We start from the raw sequence: 19,124 nt of genomic DNA, 5'->3' as shown, positions 1-19,124 counted from the left end.
TGACCCGCATCGCCGTTTTGCGCCATTGAAGAGGCTTGGGCACGGCAAGGCCTCCGCGGGACCGCGGCGGGGGAGCCTTGGCGACATGCGGACAGCGCGGTATCGAGGGACAGGGTGAGCGACCGACAGGTGGACGCCCGGGCAGACTACCGGGGGACCGGGATCGACGGCGCGCCGACCGGCGCCGGCCGCATCCTTGCGCCCGTGCCCGCCTGTTCCACGCGCCGCCTGTGCCGCATCGTCATGCAGGACCGCCGCCGTCTGCCCGCACGCTTCCACGCCAGGCTGAGCGCCACGTTCGACGCCGGCCCGCTTGCGCCCGCGCCGAAGCTGTCAGCCTGAGCGGACCCGACGCGCCTTTCGCGCGGTCCGGCGGGACCGACCCGACCCGGCGCCCCTTTCCGTTTCGCGAAATTCTCCGACGCCCTTTTCCGAGGAGCCAGCCATGAGCACGCCACGCAGCCTTTACGACAAGATCTGGGACGACCATGTCGTCAACACGCAGGAGGACGGCACGTCGCTCCTCTACATCGACCGCCACCTGGTGCATGAGGTGACGAGCCCGCAGGCCTTCGAGGGTCTGCGCATGACCGGCCGCAAGGTGCGCCAGCCCGGCAAGACGCTCGCGGTTGTCGACCACAACGTGCCGACCACCGACCGCAGTCACGGCATCGACGATCCGGAATCGGCGCTGCAGGTGGAGACGCTGGCGAAGAACTCGGCCGAGTTCGGCGTCGAGTACTACAGCGAGACCGACGACCGCCAGGGCATCGTCCACATCGTCGGTCCCGAGCAGGGCTTCACCCTGCCGGGCATGACCATCGTGTGCGGCGACAGCCACACCTCGACGCATGGCGCCTTCGGCGCGCTCGCCCACGGCATCGGCACCTCGGAGGTCGAGCATGTGCTCGCCACCCAGACGCTGATCCAGAACAAGGCGAAGAACATGCGCGTGACCGTCGACGGCATTCTGCCCGACGGCGTCACCGCCAAGGACATCATCCTGGCGATCATCGGCGAGATCGGCACGGCCGGCGGCACCGGCCATGTCATCGAATACGCCGGCGAGGCGATCCGTGCGCTGTCCATGGAAGGGCGCATGACGATCTGCAACATGTCGATCGAGGGCGGCGCGCGCGCCGGCCTGATCGCACCCGACGAGAAGACCTTCGACTACATCAAGGGCCGGCCGAAGGCGCCGACGGGTGCCGACTGGGACAAGGCGGTGGCCTACTGGAAGACGCTCTTCACCGACGAGAACGCCCACTTCGACAAGGAGATCCGGCTCGACGCGGCGAACCTGCCGCCGATCGTCACCTGGGGCTCCAGCCCGGAGGACGTGATCTCGGTGACCGGCCGGGTGCCGGATCCCGAGCAGATCGCCGATGAGAACCGGCGCGATTCCAAGCGTCGCGCGCTCCAGTACATGGGCCTTGCCGCCGGCACGCCGATCACCGACATCGCCGTCGACCGGGTGTTCATCGGCTCATGCACCAACGGGCGCATCGAGGATCTGCGGGCCGCCGCCGCCGTCATCGGTGGGCGCAAGGTCAAGGAGAGCGTCAGCGCCATGGTCGTTCCGGGCTCCGGCCTGGTGAAGGTCCAGGCGGAGGCCGAGGGCCTCGACAAGGTGTTCAAGGACGCCGGCTTCGAGTGGCGCGAGCCGGGCTGCTCCATGTGTCTTGCCATGAATGCCGACAAGCTCGCCCCCGGCGAGCGCTGTGCCTCGACCTCGAACCGCAACTTCGAGGGACGCCAGGGCTTCAAGGGCCGCACCCATCTGGTGTCGCCGGCGATGGCGGCGGCGGCGGCTCTTGCCGGGCATTTCGTCGACATTCGCGAGTGGCCGAAGGGCTGAACGCGGCCGCGCGCCGCATCGGCGCGGACGACTGACACGACCGCGCGCGGGGAGAGCCTTCCCGCGCGCGTTTTCGCATGACGTCGCGTCCGAAGCGACTTCACAAGACTGTCACTCTCGCTCTACACTATGCGGGCATCCGGGATCGTCACGAGGCGGTTCCGAGGCATCGGCATGAGGAGCGAAGGTGTGAACGTCGCCATCTCTCCAGGTGCTCATCCGGCCCTGGTGCTTAACGCGGACTACCGTCCGCTGGCTTACTACCCGTTGTCGCTATGGTCGTGGCAAGACGCCCTCAAGGCGGTTTTCCTCGACCGGGTCAATATTGTCTCCGAGTACGACGTGCTGGTTCGAAGTCCGAGCAGCGAGTTCAGGCTTCCCAGCGTCGTTTCCCTCAAGAGCTACATCAAGCCCAGCCGGCACCCCGCCTTTACCCGCTTCAATGTTTTCCTGCGCGACCGTTTCCAGTGCCAGTACTGCGGCTCCCGCGAGGAGCTGACCTTCGATCACCTGATCCCGCGCTCCAAGGGCGGCCAGACGACCTGGGACAATGTGATCACCGCCTGCTCTCCCTGCAACCTGCGCAAGGCCAACAAGTCCTGCCGCGACATCAACATGTGGCCGATGCACATGCCTTTCGCCCCGCATGTCCAGGACCTTCACAACAACGGCCGCCTGTTCCCGCCGAACTACCTGCACGAGAGCTGGCTCGATTTCCTCTACTGGGATACCGAACTGGAGCCGTGAGCGGGTGGTCCCGCCGCCGCGTTAAGTCTGCGTCAACCGAGGCGCGCGAATCACCGCATGCCGGCGCGTGCCTTAACCTTCCGGCATGACCGCCATGGGATGATCGGACCTGTCAAAGGCGCCGGCGAGCCGGCGTGGAGGGGTCCACATGCCGTCTCGTCTGTTTCGCCGGTTCAATGTCCAGGCGCGGGCGCTCGTCGTCGAGCGTCGTGGCGCGATCGTTCCCATGCTCGCCATCGTGCTGGTGCTGATCATCGTCATCGCCGGGGCGGGGATCGACTTTGCCCGCGCCATCAACCAGCGCCAGGCGATTGCCCGCGGTCTCGACGCGGCGATGCTGGCGGTGGCGCGCGAACTGTCGACGCGCAACATGAGCGAAACGGAAATCCAGGACTACCTGAAGAAGAACTATGAGGCCTACTTCGGCGCCAACGCGGAAGGGTCGGCGATCCCCGGCGTCGAGATCGTGGTGGACATGCCCTCCATCGACACCAAGGCGCGGCGGATCGCTGTCTCGGCCCGCTCGGAGGTTCCGACCTATTTCATCCGCCTTGCCGGCATGGGGCCGAAGACGATCCCGGTCAGCAGCGGTGCGCAGGCGATCTACCCGAAGAGCGTCGAGGCGGCACTGGTCGTCGACGTGACCGGCTCGATGGCCGGCACGAAGATAGCCGGGCTGCGCGAGGCGGCGGCCGGCTTCGTCAACACGCTGATCCCGCCGGCGAGCGTCTCCACCAACGAGAAGGTGCGCGTCGCGCTGGTGCCTTACAGCGCCGGCGTCAACATCGGTGCGACGCTGGCTGCGGAGGCAACCGGAGGCGCCAGCAAGAGCCGCACCAGCTATCCTTATTGCGTGAGCGAGCGCGACGGGGCGCAGGCCTATACGGATGCCTCCCATATGGTGGCGCCGATCGGCCCGGGCGCGCAGCAGGCCGGGTACATGACCGCCTTCTACCGCCAGGGCAGCAAGATACGGTCCTCCTCGGGCTATGTCTGTCCGACGGCGGTGGCGGTGCCGCTGACGCTCGATCCCGGCTCGACGAAGAAGCCGGGCACGCTGCTCTACGAGGTCGCGCGGCTGGGCGCAGGCGGCAACACCGCCGGTCAGACGGGCATTGCCTGGGGCTGGTACATGCTGTCCTCGAACTGGTCGTCGCTGTGGCCGTCGAAGAGTGCGCCGGCGCCGGCAAGCGACGAGCGCGTGGTGAAATATCTCGTCGTCATGACCGACGGCGATTTCAACACCTGGTTTTCGCCCGACCGGGTCGGGCGGGTGAATTACGACTGGATCGCCCAACAAGGCAGCGAGAGCGCGACGCGCGCCCGGGCGCTGTGCACGGCGATCAAGGCGAAGGGCATCACCATCATCACGGTCGGCTTCCAGATCGCCAAGGGATCGGCCGCGGACAAGGTGATGAGCGACTGCGCGTCGGGCTCCGACAACTACTACCGCGCCGACAGCGACGAGGACCTGATCGCCGAATTCGCCAGGATCGCCAACCAGATCAAGTCGACGTACCTGTCGAGGTGAGGGGGGCTACCGGCAGGCAGCCGATGGCGCGGGCAGGGGGCGGTGGTAGAGCGTCGCGTCAATGCGCCTGAGACCCGGGACCAGCTTGTCGCCGAGCATGCCGGCGTCGATGTCGCAGGCGACGAAATCCGTGCAACCGGCGTCCATCGCCGCGACCCTGCCAGATGGCCCGAGCGGCTGGCCGTTTCGGAAAGGCACGAGATGGGGGCTCCGGACAGCCGTCGGCTCGGCCGGGTCGGCCGTGTCCGTGCGGCGCGAGCCGTCGACACACAGCCTTACGAATTGCGGCCTGTCGAAGCGCGCGACGATGCTCGTCGGCATGTAGCTGTTGGCGTTGCGAGGGCTTCCCTCGACCGCGAACCGGACCGGACGGAAGTCGCCCTCGCCGTAGCCAAGAAGCGTGAAGCTGCCAAGGGCCGGAAGGCCCTCCAGCCGCAGGTTTGCGGTTTCGAGGGCAAGGCCGCCGCCTTCGTGGAGCTGCGCATCGGGCGTTCCGCCGGTGCTCGAAACCTCGAGGTTTGCAGGCACGCCATCGAAGTCGTCATCCATGGTCAGCAGGTAGCGCTCGGGCTCCGGCAGGTCGGAGGCGATCACCGATTGCCGAAGGGTCGAGCTCCATGTGGCGGTGAAGCTGCGGCCGGTCGGTGGCCGATGCGGAAATGGCGTGTTCGCCAGGTCCGTTTCGGCCCGCACCTCGGCAAGCGGGGCGAAAAAGACCTTCCCGCTTACGCGATGGAGGCCCTGGGGAGGCGGCAGGTCCGTGTCCGGCCTTGCGATCGCGACAAGGGTGACGTCGACCTTGCGACCAACCGTGTCGACGCAGCCCCGCCGCCAGAGCGCCGGCTCCGGCGGCGCTCCCGGGGCGGAACGCAGGATGAGCTTGCCGTCGACGGAAATGGCAACGAGCGGGTCTGGCGTGCCTGCGGGAGCGGCGTTCGCAACCACCCCGTCGATGCAGACCCGCAGGAACTGCTCCGTCTTGAAGCGCAGGACCGGAAGATCCGCCGGCGCCGTGGTGCTGTCGTGGTGGATAAGCCTGACACCGAGTGTTCCGCCCCATTGGTTGAAGGCAAGGCGTCCCTTGTCGAGCCCTTGCAGGGTGTAGGTGCCAAGAGGCACGTTCGGCGGCAGTGCGGTGGCGGGAGCGAACAGGGCGATGTCGCGTCCCGCGACGAGGGCGGTTGCCTCTTCCTCGATCACCAGCGCCGATCCGCCGTAGGAGAGGCGGCGCATGTCGCGCAGGATCTCGACCCGATGGGTAAAGTCGTTGGCCCCGGCAAGGTGGATCACATAGCGGGTGTCGAAGGGAAGCCGGGAAATGACGGCCACATTTGGCGAGGCGTACCAGAGGTTGTCGTTTCCCGCGTCATAGGCTTGAGCGCGGACATCTTGGCCGGCTGCGGCGCAAAGCCCCGGAAACATCGCCAGCGCAGCCGAAAGCGCCACTCTTCCACATGCCTTTTTCAACATGACCCCCTCCCCAGGTTCAACTCTGAAGAGAGCCTCCGTCGGAATGCCGGATGGGTCAAGCTCGCGCCGCGCGCACAGGCGATACGCGCGGTTCGGATGTGTTCGGGAGAAAAAGAGTGGTGCCGGTGAACGGACTCGAACCGCCGACCCCATCATTACGAATGACGTGCTCTACCAACTGAGCTACACCGGCGCACCAAACGCGGGTCCAGACGGCCCGCTATGTCGTGGCGATGCGGAAGACCGTATCGCCGGGCGGATCTTGCATCCGCCGCCCCGATCCTGCCCGCTCCGCGGCGGCATAAGCCGAACCGCCCTGACCGGGAACCGTGCCGAGGTGGCCGCTTGATAGCGGACAAGGAGGCGGTGCGCAAGAGGGATTGAACGTGTCCGCCCCGGGTTTTCGACAGCCGTCCCGATTCCGTCGCCGGTCAGCGGCTTGGCGCCTCACGCAAACGTGACCGGCGCGCCGCCCGGCGCCGCCGGCGGCGGGCGACGGAAAATTAAAAGTCGCCCGCTAGGCTTGCAGCCTTGAGGAGGCCCGCCGACGGGCCCGCCCGCACGGGCGCGAAGCACGGTTGGGACCACGCCGCCATGCCGTTTGCCGCCAGGGACTTTGCCCGGCGGCAGAATGGTGGCACATGGTTGTTGTCGCAAGGGACAAGGGACGGGGAACAAGGTGACGAACCGCCGGGGCCATCGGATCGGGGCAGAAACGCGCGAACCGGCGCGGGTCTGTTTGCGCCCGCGCTCCGCGCCGCAGGTATGCGCCCTGCGATGCGCGCCGCTGTCCAGCGCCTGCCCATGCTGACACGGATTCTGGCCGGGGGGCTTGCCCTGACCGAGCGGATGGCGGCATGGGTGCTGCCGGAGGCGGCTTCGCGTCGCGTGCTGCCGATGCTCGACCGCCTGCGCGGAATCGTTTCCGGCGAGCCCGACACGGCGCGGGCGCAGCGCATGGCGCTTGTCGTCTTCGCCACCCGGGTGCTCGGCGCAGCGCTTGCCTATGTCATGCAGGTGGTGCTGGCGCGGCTGATGGGCGGGCACGAATACGGCATCTACGCGGTCGTGTGGACGCTGGTCGTCATTCTCGGCATCTTCACGCCGCTCGGTTTTTCCTCCTCCGTTCTCAGGCTGATTCCCGAATACCGCGCGCGCGGCGAGCAGGGGCGGCTTGCCGCGCTGCTGATCGGCAGCCGCGCGGCGGGCGGGCTCGCGGCGACGGCGGTGGCGCTCGCGGGCATCGCTGTCGTGGTTCTGGCGGGCGAGCGGATCTCCTCCCATTACGTGCTGCCGCTGGTGCTCGGCGCGGTCTGCCTGCCGATGTTCACCATCGGCAGCATCCAGGACGGCATCGCGCGCGCCCACGACTGGACGCTGACCGCCATGCTGCCGACCTTCATCTGGCGGCCGCTGGCGATCCTCGCCGGCATGGCGGCGGCGGTGGCCGCGGGCGTGCCGGCAACCGCGAGTTCGGCGGTGATCGTGACCATCGTCGCCACTTGGACGGTGACGCTGCTGCAGGGGCTGGCGCTGGCGCGCATGCTCGCGCCGCAGCGGCTGGCGCGACCGCCGCGCGAGGCCTGGACCATCGGCGAGTGGCTGCGGCTGTCGGTGCCGATCCTGCTTGTCGAGGGCTTCTTCCAGCTCATCACCAGCGCCGACGTGGTGATGGTGAGCTTCTGGTGCCCGCCGGACCAGGTGGCGATCTATTTCGCTGCCTCGAAGACGCCGGCGCTGGCCCATTTCGTCTATTTCGCGGTGCGCTCGGCCACCGCGCACCGCTATTCCAGGCTCTATCACGCGGGCGAGCATGCCGAGCTGGCCCGGCTCGTCGACGAAAGCGCCCGCTGGACCTTCTGGCCGACGCTGTTGCTCGCCGGCCTGCTGGCGGCGGTCGGGCCGCTGCTGCTGGCGCTGTTCGGAGACGGCTTCACCAGCGGCTATCCGGTGATCCTGGTGTTGCTTGCCGGGGTGCTGGCGCGCGCCGCCGTCGGGCCGGTCGACGCGCTGCTGACCATGGCCGACCAGCAGAAGGCCTGTGCGGGCGTCTATGCGGCGGCCTTCGCCGTTAACATCGGGCTCAACATCGTGTTGATCCCGCTGCTCGGCATTCTCGGCGCGGCGGTCGCCACGGCGGGCGCGATGGTGTTCGAGGCGGCGGCGCTGGCCTGGCAGGCGCGCCGGCGGCTGGGGATCGATCCTCTCGTCTGGCGCTCCAACACGGGGCGCGCGCAGGGTTAACCAAATGCTAACGCCGCGAAGGCGCAAGGCACGCGGTTGTGGCACACTTGCGTTCGCACCCGCGCCTGGCCGCGCGGGCGGGCGGAGGACGTGCGTATGGCAATTGCCGGCAAAAGGGCGACGGTGCGGGACGCGGGGAGGCAAGACGCCGACCGTGGCGCCGCACGAGGGGGAGAGCGGGTGCGCACGGTGAGCGGGACGAGCAGCCTGATCTTCGCGGTGGATGCCGCCGACGCGCCTCTGGCCGCGTGGAACAGGCTCGCCGACCGCGCCATCGAACCGAACCCGTTTTTTCGCCCCGAGTTCCTGCGGCCGCTGGCGGCACGGCTCGACCGCAGGGAGATACGCGTCGTCGCGATCCGACGCGAGGCGGACGGCGCCTTCCTGGCGCTTGCTCCCTTCAGCCGTCGGCGCGTCGGCCTGCTGACGCCGGCGGCCGTCGCCCATGCCGGCGACTACGGCCCGCTCGGCACGCCGCTGTTCGCGCCCGAGGCCGATGCCGAGACGGCGGCAAGCCTGTGCGCGGCGGCGGCGGAGGCGCTGGGAACGGGGCTCGTCGCCTTTCCGTATCTGCGTACCGACGGCCCCGTGGCGGCACTGCTTTCGGGCATGGCGGCGACGCGCGACGGCAATGGCCCGCGACTGGCGCTCTGCGGCGCACGCCTGCGCGCCGGGCATGCAACGGGCATCGAAGGTGCTGCCCAGCAGCGGGCGGTGAGCCGCCACCGGGTCAAGGAGCTTGACCGGCAGATGCGCCGGCTTGCCGATCTTGGCGCGGTCTCCGCCACCCGTGCCGACACGGTGGAAACGCTGCCCGATGCGATCGAGGCGTTTCTCGAGCTGGAGGCGGCAGGCTGGAAGGGGCGGGCCGGCACGGCGCTGGTCGCCGATCCCGGACGGGCGGCCTTTGCTCGCGATTTCCTAGAGGCAAGCGCGCGGGCCGGGCGGCTGCGCATCGACGCGCTCAGGCTCGACGGCCGGCCGGTGGCGATGATGGCTGTGCTGCGCGACGGGGCGCGGGCGTGGTCGTGGAAGATCGCCTTCGACGAGGATCATGGACGTCTGTCGCCGGGATCGCAGATCGCGCGGATCGCCATGCGCCACACGCTTGCATCCGATGGCATCGTGGATGCCGATTCCCTGGCCATACCAGGACATTCTATGATCGAGCCGCTGTGGCCGGGCCGGGTCGCCTATGCGACGGGGCTTGTCGCGGGCGGGCGGTTCGCCGACCTGCGCCTGTGGCTCGGGGGGGCCGATCTAGCGCTGGAGCACCGGGCGCGGGCCGTGGTCAAGGCGCTGCTACGCCGGCGCTGAGACGTCTGGCCCCGGTCAGGAACAGCCGATGGCGGCGGGGGCGGTGTCCTCGTCGCGCAGCAGGCGGCGGATGACCTTGCCGGTCGTGGTCATCGGCAGCGCGTCGACGAAGGCGATCTCGCGCGGATACTCATGGGCCGAAAGCCGTGTGCGCACATAGGCGCGGATCTCGGCGGCAAGCGCGTCGTCGGGCGTGACGCCGGCGGCCGGCACGATGAAGGCCTTGACGATTTCCGTGCGCAGCGCGTCGGGCTTGCCGACGGCGGCGGCCAGCGCCACCGCAGGATGGGCCAGCAGGCAATCCTCGATCTCGCTCGGCCCGATGCGGTAGCCGGCGGAGGTGATGATGTCGTCGTCGCGGCCGACGAAATGGACGTAGCCGTCGTCATCGATGAGGCCCTGGTCGCCGGTGGTCATCCAGTCGCCGACGAACTTTGCCGCCGTCGCCTCGGGATCGTTCCAATAGCCGAGGAACATCACCGGATCGGGGCGGCGCACGGCGATCTGCCCCTGCACGCCGGCGGCGAGCGGCACGCCCTCGGCGGAAAGCACCGCGATCTCGTGGCCGGGCACGGCGCGGCCGATGGCGCCGGCGCGCGACACGCCGATTTCGGCGCAGGAGGCGATGACGGCGTTGCATTCGGTCTGGCCGTAGAACTCGTTGACCGGCAGCCCGAGCGTTTCGCGTGCCCAGTCGTAGGTCTCGCGGCCGAGCGCCTCGCCGGCCGAGCCGAGGCTGCGCAGGCGCAGGTCGTAGCGCGCGCGCGGATTGGCGACGGCGCGCATCATCTTCAGCGCCGTCGGCGGAATGAAGGCATTGCGCACGCCATGATCGCGCATCAGCGCAAAGGCCTGCTCGGGATCGAACTTGCCCAGGTGGCACGAGACCACCGGCACGCCGAGGCTGAGAGCGGGGAAGAGCGCGTTGAGCAGCCCGCCCGCCCAGGCCCAGTCGGCCGGCGTCCAGAGGATGTCGCCGGGTTGCGGCATGAAGTTCTGTGACATCTGGATGCCCGGCATGTGACCGGCGAGCACCCGGTGGCCGTGCAGCGCGCCCTTGGGCTGGCCTGTGGTGCCGGAGGTGTAGATCATCAGCGCCGGGTCATCGGGACCCGTTGCGAGGCTGGCGAACCCGTCCCGGGCCCGCGAGAGCAGCGCGTCGAAGCCGTGGACACCCTCGGCCAGCGCGCCCGTTACCGGGCCGGTGAGGATGCGCAGGCGCAGCGCCGGCAGGGCATCGGCGAGCGCCTCGACCTTGGCCAGGCCGGGCGCGTCGGTGATGATCGCGGCGGCGCCCGAGTGCTCGAGACGGTAGCGCAACGCCTCGACGCCGAAGAGGCTGGCGAGGGGGACGGCGATGGCGCCCATGCGGTAGATGGCAAGATGGGCGATCAGGGTTTCCGGCGTCTGCGGAAGCAGCAGCGCCACCCGGTCGCCGGGGACGATCCCCAGGGCCGCAAGCGCGTTGGCCAGGCGGCCCGAGGCGGCATGAAGCGCGCCATAGCTCCAGCGCTGGGTGCTGCCGTCGGCGCATTGGTGCAGCAGCGCGATCCGCTCCGGCTGCGAGGTGGCGAAACGGCCGCAGGCCGCTTCCGTGATGTTGTAGGCAGACGGGATCTGCCAGCGGAAGCGGTCTGTCAGTTCGGCGAGAGAGGTTGCGGGCGAAAGCATATGGCGGGCGTTCCGTTCAATCGCCCGTGTCGCGGGCGGTGTTGTGCGGTGCGGCAGGTTTACTCCGCCGGGCCCGCCAGCACCAGAGACCAGAACACCTTGTACTTCGATCCGGACGCGTAGGCGGTGGCGATGCCCATGCGGGTGGCCTTGCCGTCGAGCAGGACCTCGTTGTGGCGCGGGGACTCGCGCCACCCGGAAAAGGCCTCGGCGAGGGTGCGGTAGCCGGCGCTGACGTTCTCGACGGCGTAGGTTTTGGTCTCGCCGGTACTGGCCAGGCGGGCCTTCAGCGTGTTGCCGGGCAGCAGCGAGGCGCGCACGTCGTTGGCGGCGGCCATCGCCTCGGCCTGGCGACGCGCCACCTGCATGAGCACGGGATCGACCGTGAGCGCGCCCTTGCCGTTTTTCTCGCGGTAGGTCGAGATCATCTGCGCCGCCGTGGCGCTGTCGATCCGCGCGTCGACGCGGGCGAGATCGGCGTAATAGGGCGGAACGGAGACCCGGTCGGGGGTGCAGGCGACCAGGAGGCCGGCGACAAGGGCAAGTGCGGCGGCGGAGGCCGGGAGGCGAAGCGAGCGGAAGGAAGGCATGCGGTCCTCGCGAAAACGGGTCGAATGGCCGGTCGGCCGGGATGCGGCACGCGGATTCGGCCGGCGGCAAGCGCGCAGACTGACCCGTTCTCGTGTCGGAACGGCGGCGACGCGGGCCGGCGGTGAGGAGATCTATCACCGACGGGATTGAAAATCCGTTTCCGCCGGATGGCGGAGTGACGGGACCATTCACGAGAACGCAAGGTTTTCCGGGCTATCTGCTGCAGAACGCAGCAAAAAACGGACTGCTCGTGGCCGATACATCCGAAGACCGGATCAGGATCCTGATCGCCGACGACAGTTCCGTCGTTTGCAAGTTTATCGCCCGCGCCATCACTGGAACGGGCCGAGAAGTCGACATCGTCGCCACCGCCGACGGCAAGGAAGCGGTCCGGTTGCTCGGCAGCGAAAAATTCGACGTTGCCTTCCTCGACATCAACATGCCGCAGCTTTCCGGCATCGAGGTGATGGCGGCGATTCATGTGCTCGGATCGCGGACCTTCGCGGTGGCCATGTCCAACCGGCTGAGCGAGGCGGCGGAAAAGCAGCTCAAGGCCTTCGGGGCCTATGACTTCCTGCCCAAACCCTTCACCGCGTCGCAGGTGGCCCATGTCCTCGACGTTCACGAGACGATCAACACGCGCTTCGACGTTCTGGTGGTGGACGATTCCTCGACCGTGAGGCGCATCGTGCGCAAGGTCCTGGACCGGTCGATCTTCCGCCTCAACGTGGTCGAGGCGGAGGACGGCAAGGCGGCGCTGGAGAAGATCCGCGAGCGGCCGTACCGGGTGATCTTCTCGGACTTCAACATGCCGAACATGACCGGGATCGAGCTCGCCGACAGGCTGGCGGAACTCGCGCGCGGCTCCGATGTCATCCTGATGTCGACGGAATACAACGACACGCTCGACCAGTCGGCGCAGAAGGTCAACGCCCGCGCCTTCCTGCGCAAGCCCTTCTACCCGGATGACGTGGACAGCATCCTGCATCACCTCTTCAGCCTGCGGCACTCGCATTTTTCCAAGCAGGTCCGCATCTTCGCCATGAGCGAGTAGGGCCCGCCGGGGAACGCCGCGGCACACCGTCATCCGCTTCCGGGTCCGAAACGAACGGCCCGGCGCGAGGGCGGGGAGCCCTCGCGCCGGGCCTGGTCCTTGCGCGTCAGCCGCGGCCGGCGGCAAGCACGTCCTCGAAGGAGCGCAGGCCCGTCACCGGGGCATTGACGAGAACGGCCATGTTTCCAGGCGCATGCTGGTTCTTCCACATCTTGGTGTGGGCGCGCGGAATGTCCTCCCAGGGGAAGACCTCGCTCATGCAGGGGTCGATGCGCCGCTCGATGACCGCCTTGTTGGCCTCGGAGGCCTGCTTCAGGTGGGCGAAATGCGAGCCCTGGATGCGCTTCTGCCGCATCCAGACATAGCGGGCGTCGAAGGTGAGATTGAAGCCCGTGGTTCCGGCGCAGAAGACGACCATGCCGCCGCGCTTCGCCACCAGACAGGAGACCGGAAAGGTCGCCTCGCCCGGGTGCTCGAACACCATGTCGACGTCATTGCCCTTGCCGGTGATCTCCCAGATCGCCTTGCCGAAGCGCCGGGCCTCCTTGAGCCAGGTGTTGTACTCGGGCGAATTGACCGTGGGCATCTGGCCCCAGCAGTCGAAATCCTTGCGGTTGACGACGCCGCGCGCGCCGAGCGAGAGCACGTAATCGCGCTTGTCCTCGTCGGAGATCACGCCGATGGCGTTGGCGCCGGCAGCCGCCGCAAGCTGCACGCCGAAGACGCCGAGGCCACCGGAAGCGCCCCAGATCAGCACGTTCTGGCCGGGGCGGAGCTGGTGCGGCGCATGGCCGAAGAGCATGCGGTAGGCGGTGGCGAGCGTCAGCGTGTAGCAGGCGCTCTCCTCCCAGGTGAGGTGCTGCGGGCGCGGCATGAGCTGCTGCGACTGGACGCGGGCGTACTGGGCGAAGGAGCCGTCGGGCGTCTCGTAGCCCCAGATGCGCTGGGTGGGCGAGAACATCGGGTCGCCGCCGTTGCACTCCTCGTCGTCGCCGTCATCCTGGTTGCAGTGGATGACGACCTCGTCGCCGACCTTCCAGCGCTTCACCTTGGAGCCGACGGCCCAGACGATGCCGGCGGCGTCCGAGCCGGCGATGTGATAGGGCAGATCATGCACCTTGAAGACCGAGATCGGCTCGCCGAGGCCGGCCCAGATGCCGTTGTAGTTGACGCCGGCGGCCATCACGAGGACAAGCACCTCGTTGCTGTCGAGCTCCCAGGTGGGAACCACCTCCAGCTTCATCGCCTCTTCCGGCGGTCCGTGCCGGTCCGGCCTGATCGCCCAGGCGTACATGTTCTTCGGCACATGACCGAGCGGCGGGATCTCGCCGATCTCGTAAAGGTCCTTCATCGGACGCTCTCCCATCTCCCGATTGTCGTTCGCCTGCTCCGCATTACCCATTTCCCGAAGTCCTCCCGTCCTTCTCTTCAACCGCTGTCGCACGATGGCGTGCCCCCTCCCGGGCTCTGGCCGCGATGTGTTTCATGTTGCGACGCATTATCGATTCCGGTGCTTTGCCGGGCGCTTCGTCGCCTTCACGAAACTATCGTGCCAAAAACACGTGCCCCGCTATTGGACTATTGCTTAATTCTCGCAATTGCCCAAGAGTGTTTTTTGCATTGCACCTAGAATGACCGTCGGGGAAGGCGGTGTGCAGGGCGCGCGGGAGGGCGGCTTGCGGGCGGTTGCGACCGCTGCGGCAGGCCGGCGAAAAAAGGGAGACGTCCGCGCGCGCGATCCGGCGGCGGACGGGCAAAGACGTTCGAGGAGACGATCCATGAGCCAGAGCCACAAGGGCGAAGCCGCAAAGACGGGCGCGCAGGCGGGAGGGCCGGCACGGGACCGGCCCTGGATCTTCCGCACCTATGCGGGCCACTCGACGGCCAGCGCCTCCAATGCGCTCTACCGCAACAATCTCGCCAAGGGTCAGACGGGCCTGTCCGTCGCCTTCGACCTGCCGACGCAGACGGGCTATGACCCGGACCACGCGCTGGCGCGCGGCGAGGTCGGCAAGGTCGGCGTCCCGGTCGCCCATCTCGGCGACATGCGCGCGCTCTTCTCGCAGATCCCGCTGGAGAAGATGAACACCTCGATGACGATCAACGCGACGGCACCCTGGCTGCTGGCGCTGTATGTGGCCGCCGCCGACGAACAGGGCGCCGACCGGGCGCTGCTGGCGGGCACCACGCAGAACGACATCATCAAGGAATACCTGTCGCGCGGGACGTATGTCTTCCCGCCCGCGCCGTCGCTGAGGCTCACCCGCGACGTCATCGCCTGGACCTATCGGGCGATGCCCAAGTGGAACCCGATGAACGTCTGCTCCTATCACCTGCAGGAGGCCGGGGCGACGCCGGTGCAGGAGCTTTCATTCGCTCTGGCGACCGCGATTGCCATCCTCGACGAGGTCAAGCAGGCGGGCGTCATTGCCGAGGCGGACTTTCCCGAAGCGGTCGGGCGCATTTCCTTCTTCGTCAACGCCGGCATGCGCTTCCTCACCGAGATCTGCAAGATGCGCGCCTTCGCCGAACTGTGGGACGAGATCTGTCTCACCCGCTACGGCGTCACGGACGCGCGCTTCCGCCGGTTCCGCTACGGGGTGCAGGTCAATTCGCTGGGCCTGACCGAGCAGCAGCCGGAGAACAACGTCTACCGCATCCTGATCGAGGCGCTGGCCGTGGTGCTGTCGAAAAACGCCAGGGCGCGCGCCGTGCAGCTTCCCGCCTGGAACGAGGCGCTGGGCCTGCCGCGACCGTTCGACCAGCAATGGTCGCTGAGGATGCAGCAGATCCTTGCCTATGAGACCGACCTGCTGGAGTTCGGCGACATTTTCGACGGGTCGGAGGCGATCACGGCGAAGGTCGAGGAGTTGAAGGGCGCGGCGCGCGAGGAACTGGCCCGCATCGCCGAGATGGGGGGGGCCGTCGCGGCGGTCGAAACGAGCTACATGAAGCAGGCGCTGGTCGCCGCCAACGCCGACCGGCTCGCCGCCATCGAGGCGGGAGATCAAGTGGTCGTCGGCGTCAACCGCTTCACCGAGAGCGAGCCGTCGCCGCTTTCCGCCGGCGAGGATGGCGGCATCCTGACCGTGCCGGAGCACGTCGAGGAAGAGGCGGTCGAGAACCTGAAGACCTGGCGCGCGGAGCGCGATGCCGGCGCCGTGGAGGCGGCGATCGCCGCGCTCCGGCAGGCCGCCTCGGAGGGGAGCAACATCATGGAGCCCTCCATCGCCGCGGCGAAGGCGGGGGTCACCACCGGCGAATGGGGCGCGGCGCTGCGCGAGGTGTTCGGCGAATACCGGGCACCGACCGGTGTCGGCAAGGCGGCGCGCGCCGATGCGGGCGAGCTCGAGCCGGTGCGCGCGGCGGTCGCGGCGGTGTCGCGCAAGCTTGGACGCCGGCTCAAGTTCCTGGTCGGCAAGCCGGGGCTCGACGGCCATTCCAACGGCGCGGAGCAGATCGCCGTGCGCGCGCGCGACTGCGGCATGGAGGTCGTCTACGAGGGCATCCGCCTGACACCGGCCCAGATCGCCAACGCGGCGCTCGAGGAGGACGTTCACGTCATCGGCCTGTCGATCCTCTCCGGCTCGCATCTGGCGCTGGTGCGCGAGGTGATGGAGCGGTTGAGGGCCGAGGGGCTCGACGACGTGCCCGTCGTCGTCGGCGGCATCATCCCGGACGAGGATGCTGTCCGGCTGAAGGCGATGGGGGTCGCGGCCGTCTACACGCCGAAGAACTTCCAGCTCACCGACATCATGCGCGAGGTCGTGGAGATCGTCGGCGCACGGGCGGAGGCGGCCGCCTGAGGCGGCGGCGCATCCTTTGATGAGGCGTCACCAGGCTTTGAAGAGGCGTCACCGGGGCCGGGCGGAGACATCCGCGCCGGTCCTTTTTTCGTTGTCATCCCGGGGCGCGCTGCGCGACGTCACGGCACCAGCTTGTAACCGCCGGCCTCCGTCAACAGCAGTTCGGCATTCGAGGGATCGCGCTCGACCTTCTGGCGCAGGCGGTAGATGTGGGTTTCCAGCGTGTGGGTGGTGACGCCGGAATTGTAGCCCCAGACCTTTGTCAGCAGCACGTCGCGGGTGACCGGCTTCTCGCCCGCCCGATACAGGAACTTCAGGATCGAGGTTTCCTTCTCGGTGAGACGGATCTTGCCGCCCTTCTCGTCGGTCATCAGCTTCTGCGCCGGGCGGAAGGAGAAACGGCCGATGGTGAAGACGGCGTCCTCGCTCTGCTCGTGGGAGCGCAGGTGGGCGCGGATGCGCGCCAGGAGCACCGCGAACTTGAAGGGCTTGGCGACATAGTCGTTGGCGCCCGCCTCGAGCCCCAGAATGGTGTCGCTGTCGGTGTCGTGGCCGGTGAGCATGATCACGGGCGCCTTGAACCCCTTCTTGCGCAGGAGCTTCACCGCCTCGCGACCGTCAATGTCGGGCAGACCCACGTCCATGAGCAGGAGGTCGACATGGCCGGCCTCGGCCGCCTGGATGCCGGCGGAGGCGGTGGCCGCCTCCTGGGTCTCGAATTCGTCGTAGAGCGACAGCTGCTCAACCAGCGCGTCCCTCAGATCGTTGTCGTCGTCGACGATCAGGATCTTGCGTGCGCTCATGGTCGGTCCTCTCTCAGGGGCATGGTGTCATTCAAATCCGCTTTCCCTCACTTAGGCAAGTCGACACGCTTGCGCGAGCACGCATTGACGCCGCGCCCGGGTTTCGGCAACAAATCTCGTTCACGCGTCCTTGACCGCAAGGTGATCCAGCCGCCGATGACAACCGTTCCGCTCAAAAGCATCCGGCTTCTTTCGCGCCGTCGATCCCGCGCCGCCGACGCAGCGGCGGGAGGGGAGGGCCGCGCGGTCGTGCGGGCGCTGTCGCCGCGCGCGACACGCGGGCGGCTGACGCTTGGCGCGATCACGGTCCCGTGCGCGCTCGGCCGCGCCGGGCTCACGGTCGCCAAGCGGGAGGGCGACGGCAAGACCGTTGTCGGTCGTTTCCCGCTGCTTTTCGCCTTCTACCGCGCCGACCGGATGGCGCGACCGCGCACGCGCCTGCCGCTGGTCGCGATCGAGCCGGGGCTTGGATGGTGCGATGATCCGCGCGACGCCGCCTACAACCGGCCCGTGGCGCTGCCTTTCGCCGGCTCGCACGAGGCGATGTGGCGCGACGATGGGCTCTATGACGTCGTCGTCGTTCCGCAGATCAATCTCGCCCCCGCCATTCCCGGCCGGGGCAGCGCCTTGTTCTTTCACCTGGCGCGCCCCGGCTACACGCCAACCGAAGGCTGCGTGGCGGTGAGCCGGCGCGACATGCTCAACCTGCTTGCCCGCATCGGCCCGGAGACGGTGCTTTCGGTCGAAGCGTGAGCGAACGTCGCGAAACGATTGGTCACGTCATCGTGAACGGTGCGTCCAGCAGGCGGGACGATGGCGGGCCGGCTTTCATGGCCTATCTGTGTAGCGGGATACCCGCCCTGCCGCGCGGGCGCCACCGCAAGGGGTGAGAGACCATGTCCGTCAGACCGATCACGCAATTGACGTCCGCAAAGCCGACCCTCGAGGGCGCGGGCGTGAAGCTGCACCGGGCGTTCGGCTTCGGCGATCCGACCGCCTTCGACCCGTTCCTGCTGTTCGACGACTTCCGCAACGAGCGCCCCGAGGACTACCGCGCCGGCTTCCCCTGGCATCCGCACCGGGGCATCGAGACGATCACCTATGTGCTGTCCGGCACGGTCGACCACGGCGACAGCCTCGGCAACCGTGGCACGCTGGGGGCGGGCGATATCCAGTGGATGACGGCGGGCAGCGGCATCATGCACCAGGAGATGCCGAAGGGCGATCCGAACGGGCGGATGCACGGCTTCCAGCTCTGGGCGAACCTGCCGTCCTCGCTGAAGATGACCAGTCCGCGCTACCAGGACGTGCCCTCCGCCGAGGTGCCGGAGATCATCGACGACGACGGCACGGCGGTGCGGGTGCTCTGCGGCAGCTTCTGGGGCCGGAGCGGCCCGGTCGACGGCATCGCCGCCGATCCGTGCTATCTCGACATCTCGGTGCCGCCCGGACGCACCCGGCGCTTTGCCATCGACACCTATCGGCAGGCGTTTGCCTATATCTTCGCCGGTTCGGGCTCGTTCCGCGATGCCTCGGCACCACGCGGCGTGCTGCTGGAAAAGGAAGTCGACGGGCAGGAGGTGCATGTGCGCGACGAAAGCGGCGACCGCACGCTGGTGCGCTTCGGAACCGGCGACGAGGTGACGGTGACCGCTGGCGAACACGGTATCCGCTTCCTGCTGGTGTCCGGTGCGCCGATCCGCGAACCCGTCGCCTGGCACGGTCCCATCGTCATGAACACCCGTCAGGAGTTGATCCAGGCGGTGAGCGACCTGCAGAACGGCACCTTCATCCGCGAGGGCGCGACGTTCTGACGGCGCGAGACAGGCGCGAAGCACGGAGCCGCCTGCGGCCGCTGATCCGCGATACGCGCGCGCAGCACTGGAACCGCGCGCGCTTTTCAGCCATATAGGCGGTGTAAACGAACGGGATGGCAGGGTGCCGGCAAGGTGCCGCTGCCGGCGGGTGCGGCGACGGCCCGCGCGACCGGTCGGGCGCGATGCGCGCGAAAGCAGCGCAAACACCTGGCAGA

15 protein-coding genes and 1 tRNA gene are annotated in these 19,124 nt (G+C 68.3%); 10 read left to right on the top strand and 6 right to left on the bottom strand.

Going from position 1 to position 19,124, the window contains the following annotated elements:
• Positions 1 to 114 precede the first annotated feature (114 nt).
• From ACSLUQ_RS16370 to ACSLUQ_RS16355, 4 genes are all read left to right on the top strand, one after another.
• A complete protein-coding gene (locus ACSLUQ_RS16370; protein WP_417771444.1) occupies positions 115 to 342 on the top strand; it encodes a hypothetical protein in 228 nt (75 codons plus the stop codon).
• Between the two features lie 103 nt (positions 343 to 445).
• Positions 446 to 1,858 (top strand): 3-isopropylmalate dehydratase large subunit, encoded by a 1,413-nt coding sequence (gene leuC / locus ACSLUQ_RS16365; RefSeq protein WP_417771445.1) that lies wholly within the window; start codon positions 446 to 448, stop codon positions 1,856 to 1,858.
• 174 nt (positions 1,859 to 2,032) lie between these two features.
• Entirely contained in the window at positions 2,033 to 2,605 is a 573-nt protein-coding gene (locus ACSLUQ_RS16360) for an HNH endonuclease (protein WP_417771446.1), read from the top strand.
• A gap of 148 nt (positions 2,606 to 2,753) precedes the next feature.
• On the top strand, positions 2,754 to 4,136 hold the full coding sequence (locus tag ACSLUQ_RS16355) for a pilus assembly protein TadG-related protein (protein ID WP_417771447.1): 1,383 nt from the start codon (positions 2,754 to 2,756) through the stop codon (positions 4,134 to 4,136).
• A 6-nt stretch (positions 4,137 to 4,142) separates the two neighbouring features.
• Here ACSLUQ_RS16355 and ACSLUQ_RS16350 read toward each other — a convergent pair whose 3' ends face one another.
• Together ACSLUQ_RS16350 and ACSLUQ_RS16345 are read right to left on the bottom strand one after the other, a co-directional pair.
• A complete protein-coding gene (locus tag ACSLUQ_RS16350) occupies positions 4,143 to 5,606 on the bottom strand; it encodes a hypothetical protein (protein WP_461809128.1) in 1,464 nt (487 codons plus the stop codon).
• A 117-nt stretch (positions 5,607 to 5,723) separates the two neighbouring features.
• A tRNA-Thr gene (locus ACSLUQ_RS16345) sits at positions 5,724 to 5,799 on the bottom strand.
• 584 nt (positions 5,800 to 6,383) lie between these two features.
• On the opposite strand from ACSLUQ_RS16345, the gene ACSLUQ_RS16340 reads away from it, so the two are divergent.
• Positions 6,384 to 7,850, top strand: a complete 1,467-nt coding sequence (locus ACSLUQ_RS16340; RefSeq protein ID WP_461809127.1) for a lipopolysaccharide biosynthesis protein — start codon at positions 6,384 to 6,386, stop codon at positions 7,848 to 7,850.
• Positions 7,851 to 8,039: 189 nt separating this feature from the next.
• Positions 8,040 to 9,167 (top strand): GNAT family N-acetyltransferase, encoded by a 1,128-nt coding sequence (locus ACSLUQ_RS16335; RefSeq protein WP_461809126.1) that lies wholly within the window; start codon positions 8,040 to 8,042, stop codon positions 9,165 to 9,167.
• Between the two features lie 15 nt (positions 9,168 to 9,182).
• On the opposite strand, the gene ACSLUQ_RS16330 is transcribed toward ACSLUQ_RS16335, so the two are convergent.
• Both ACSLUQ_RS16330 and ACSLUQ_RS16325 read right to left on the bottom strand, forming a co-directional pair.
• Complete coding sequence (locus ACSLUQ_RS16330) at positions 9,183 to 10,838, bottom strand: AMP-binding protein (RefSeq protein WP_461809125.1); 1,656 nt, start codon at positions 10,836 to 10,838, stop codon at positions 9,183 to 9,185.
• A 59-nt stretch (positions 10,839 to 10,897) separates the two neighbouring features.
• A complete protein-coding gene (locus tag ACSLUQ_RS16325) occupies positions 10,898 to 11,428 on the bottom strand; it encodes a CAP domain-containing protein (RefSeq protein WP_461809124.1) in 531 nt (176 codons plus the stop codon).
• Between the two features lie 251 nt (positions 11,429 to 11,679).
• On the opposite strand from ACSLUQ_RS16325, the gene ACSLUQ_RS16320 reads away from it, so the two are divergent.
• Positions 11,680 to 12,483 (top strand): response regulator, encoded by an 804-nt coding sequence (locus ACSLUQ_RS16320; RefSeq protein WP_417771453.1) that lies wholly within the window; start codon positions 11,680 to 11,682, stop codon positions 12,481 to 12,483.
• Positions 12,484 to 12,589: 106 nt separating this feature from the next.
• On the opposite strand, the gene ccrA is transcribed toward ACSLUQ_RS16320, so the two are convergent.
• A complete protein-coding gene (gene ccrA / locus ACSLUQ_RS16315; RefSeq protein WP_417771454.1) occupies positions 12,590 to 13,885 on the bottom strand; it encodes a crotonyl-CoA carboxylase/reductase in 1,296 nt (431 codons plus the stop codon).
• 376 nt (positions 13,886 to 14,261) lie between these two features.
• On the opposite strand from ccrA, the gene ACSLUQ_RS16310 reads away from it, so the two are divergent.
• The gene (locus ACSLUQ_RS16310; RefSeq protein ID WP_417771455.1) at positions 14,262 to 16,289 is read left to right on the top strand and encodes a protein meaA; all 2,028 of its coding nucleotides are present in this window, start codon (positions 14,262 to 14,264) and stop codon (positions 16,287 to 16,289) included.
• 119 nt (positions 16,290 to 16,408) lie between these two features.
• Here ACSLUQ_RS16310 and ACSLUQ_RS16305 read toward each other — a convergent pair whose 3' ends face one another.
• On the bottom strand, positions 16,409 to 17,092 hold the full coding sequence (locus tag ACSLUQ_RS16305) for a response regulator transcription factor (protein ID WP_417771456.1): 684 nt from the start codon (positions 17,090 to 17,092) through the stop codon (positions 16,409 to 16,411).
• Positions 17,093 to 17,341: 249 nt separating this feature from the next.
• On the opposite strand from ACSLUQ_RS16305, the gene ACSLUQ_RS16300 reads away from it, so the two are divergent.
• The gene (locus ACSLUQ_RS16300; RefSeq protein WP_461809123.1) at positions 17,342 to 17,845 is read left to right on the top strand and encodes a L,D-transpeptidase family protein; all 504 of its coding nucleotides are present in this window, start codon (positions 17,342 to 17,344) and stop codon (positions 17,843 to 17,845) included.
• A gap of 143 nt (positions 17,846 to 17,988) precedes the next feature.
• Positions 17,989 to 18,906 carry a pirin family protein gene (locus tag ACSLUQ_RS16295; RefSeq protein ID WP_461809122.1) on the top strand — a complete coding sequence of 306 codons (918 nt, stop codon included), beginning with the start codon at positions 17,989 to 17,991 and terminating at the stop codon, positions 18,904 to 18,906.
• Positions 18,907 to 19,124 lie beyond the last annotated feature (218 nt).

This window comes from Stappia sp. ICDLI1TA098 (genome assembly GCF_054880955.1).
The sequence above is the reverse complement of the archived record's forward strand: the minus strand, read 5'-3'. Positions and strand labels throughout refer to the sequence as shown.

Coding starts and splice junctions, on each gene's coding strand:
- leuC (WP_417771445.1), top strand. CDS start 446: ATGAGCACGCCACGCAGCCTTTACGACAAGATCTGGGACGACCATGTC.
- ACSLUQ_RS16360 (WP_417771446.1), top strand. CDS start 2,033: ATGAGGAGCGAAGGTGTGAACGTCGCCATCTCTCCAGGTGCTCATCCG.
- ACSLUQ_RS16355 (WP_417771447.1), top strand. CDS start 2,754: ATGCCGTCTCGTCTGTTTCGCCGGTTCAATGTCCAGGCGCGGGCGCTC.
- ACSLUQ_RS16350 (WP_461809128.1), bottom strand. CDS start 5,606: ATGTTGAAAAAGGCATGTGGAAGAGTGGCGCTTTCGGCTGCGCTGGCG.
- ACSLUQ_RS16340 (WP_461809127.1), top strand. CDS start 6,384: ATGCGCGCCGCTGTCCAGCGCCTGCCCATGCTGACACGGATTCTGGCC.
- ACSLUQ_RS16330 (WP_461809125.1), bottom strand. CDS start 10,838: ATGCTTTCGCCCGCAACCTCTCTCGCCGAACTGACAGACCGCTTCCGC.
- ACSLUQ_RS16325 (WP_461809124.1), bottom strand. CDS start 11,428: ATGCCTTCCTTCCGCTCGCTTCGCCTCCCGGCCTCCGCCGCCGCACTT.
- ccrA (WP_417771454.1), bottom strand. CDS start 13,885: ATGGGTAATGCGGAGCAGGCGAACGACAATCGGGAGATGGGAGAGCGT.
- ACSLUQ_RS16310 (WP_417771455.1), top strand. CDS start 14,262: ATGAGCCAGAGCCACAAGGGCGAAGCCGCAAAGACGGGCGCGCAGGCG.
- ACSLUQ_RS16305 (WP_417771456.1), bottom strand. CDS start 17,092: ATGAGCGCACGCAAGATCCTGATCGTCGACGACGACAACGATCTGAGG.
- ACSLUQ_RS16295 (WP_461809122.1), top strand. CDS start 17,989: ATGTCCGTCAGACCGATCACGCAATTGACGTCCGCAAAGCCGACCCTC.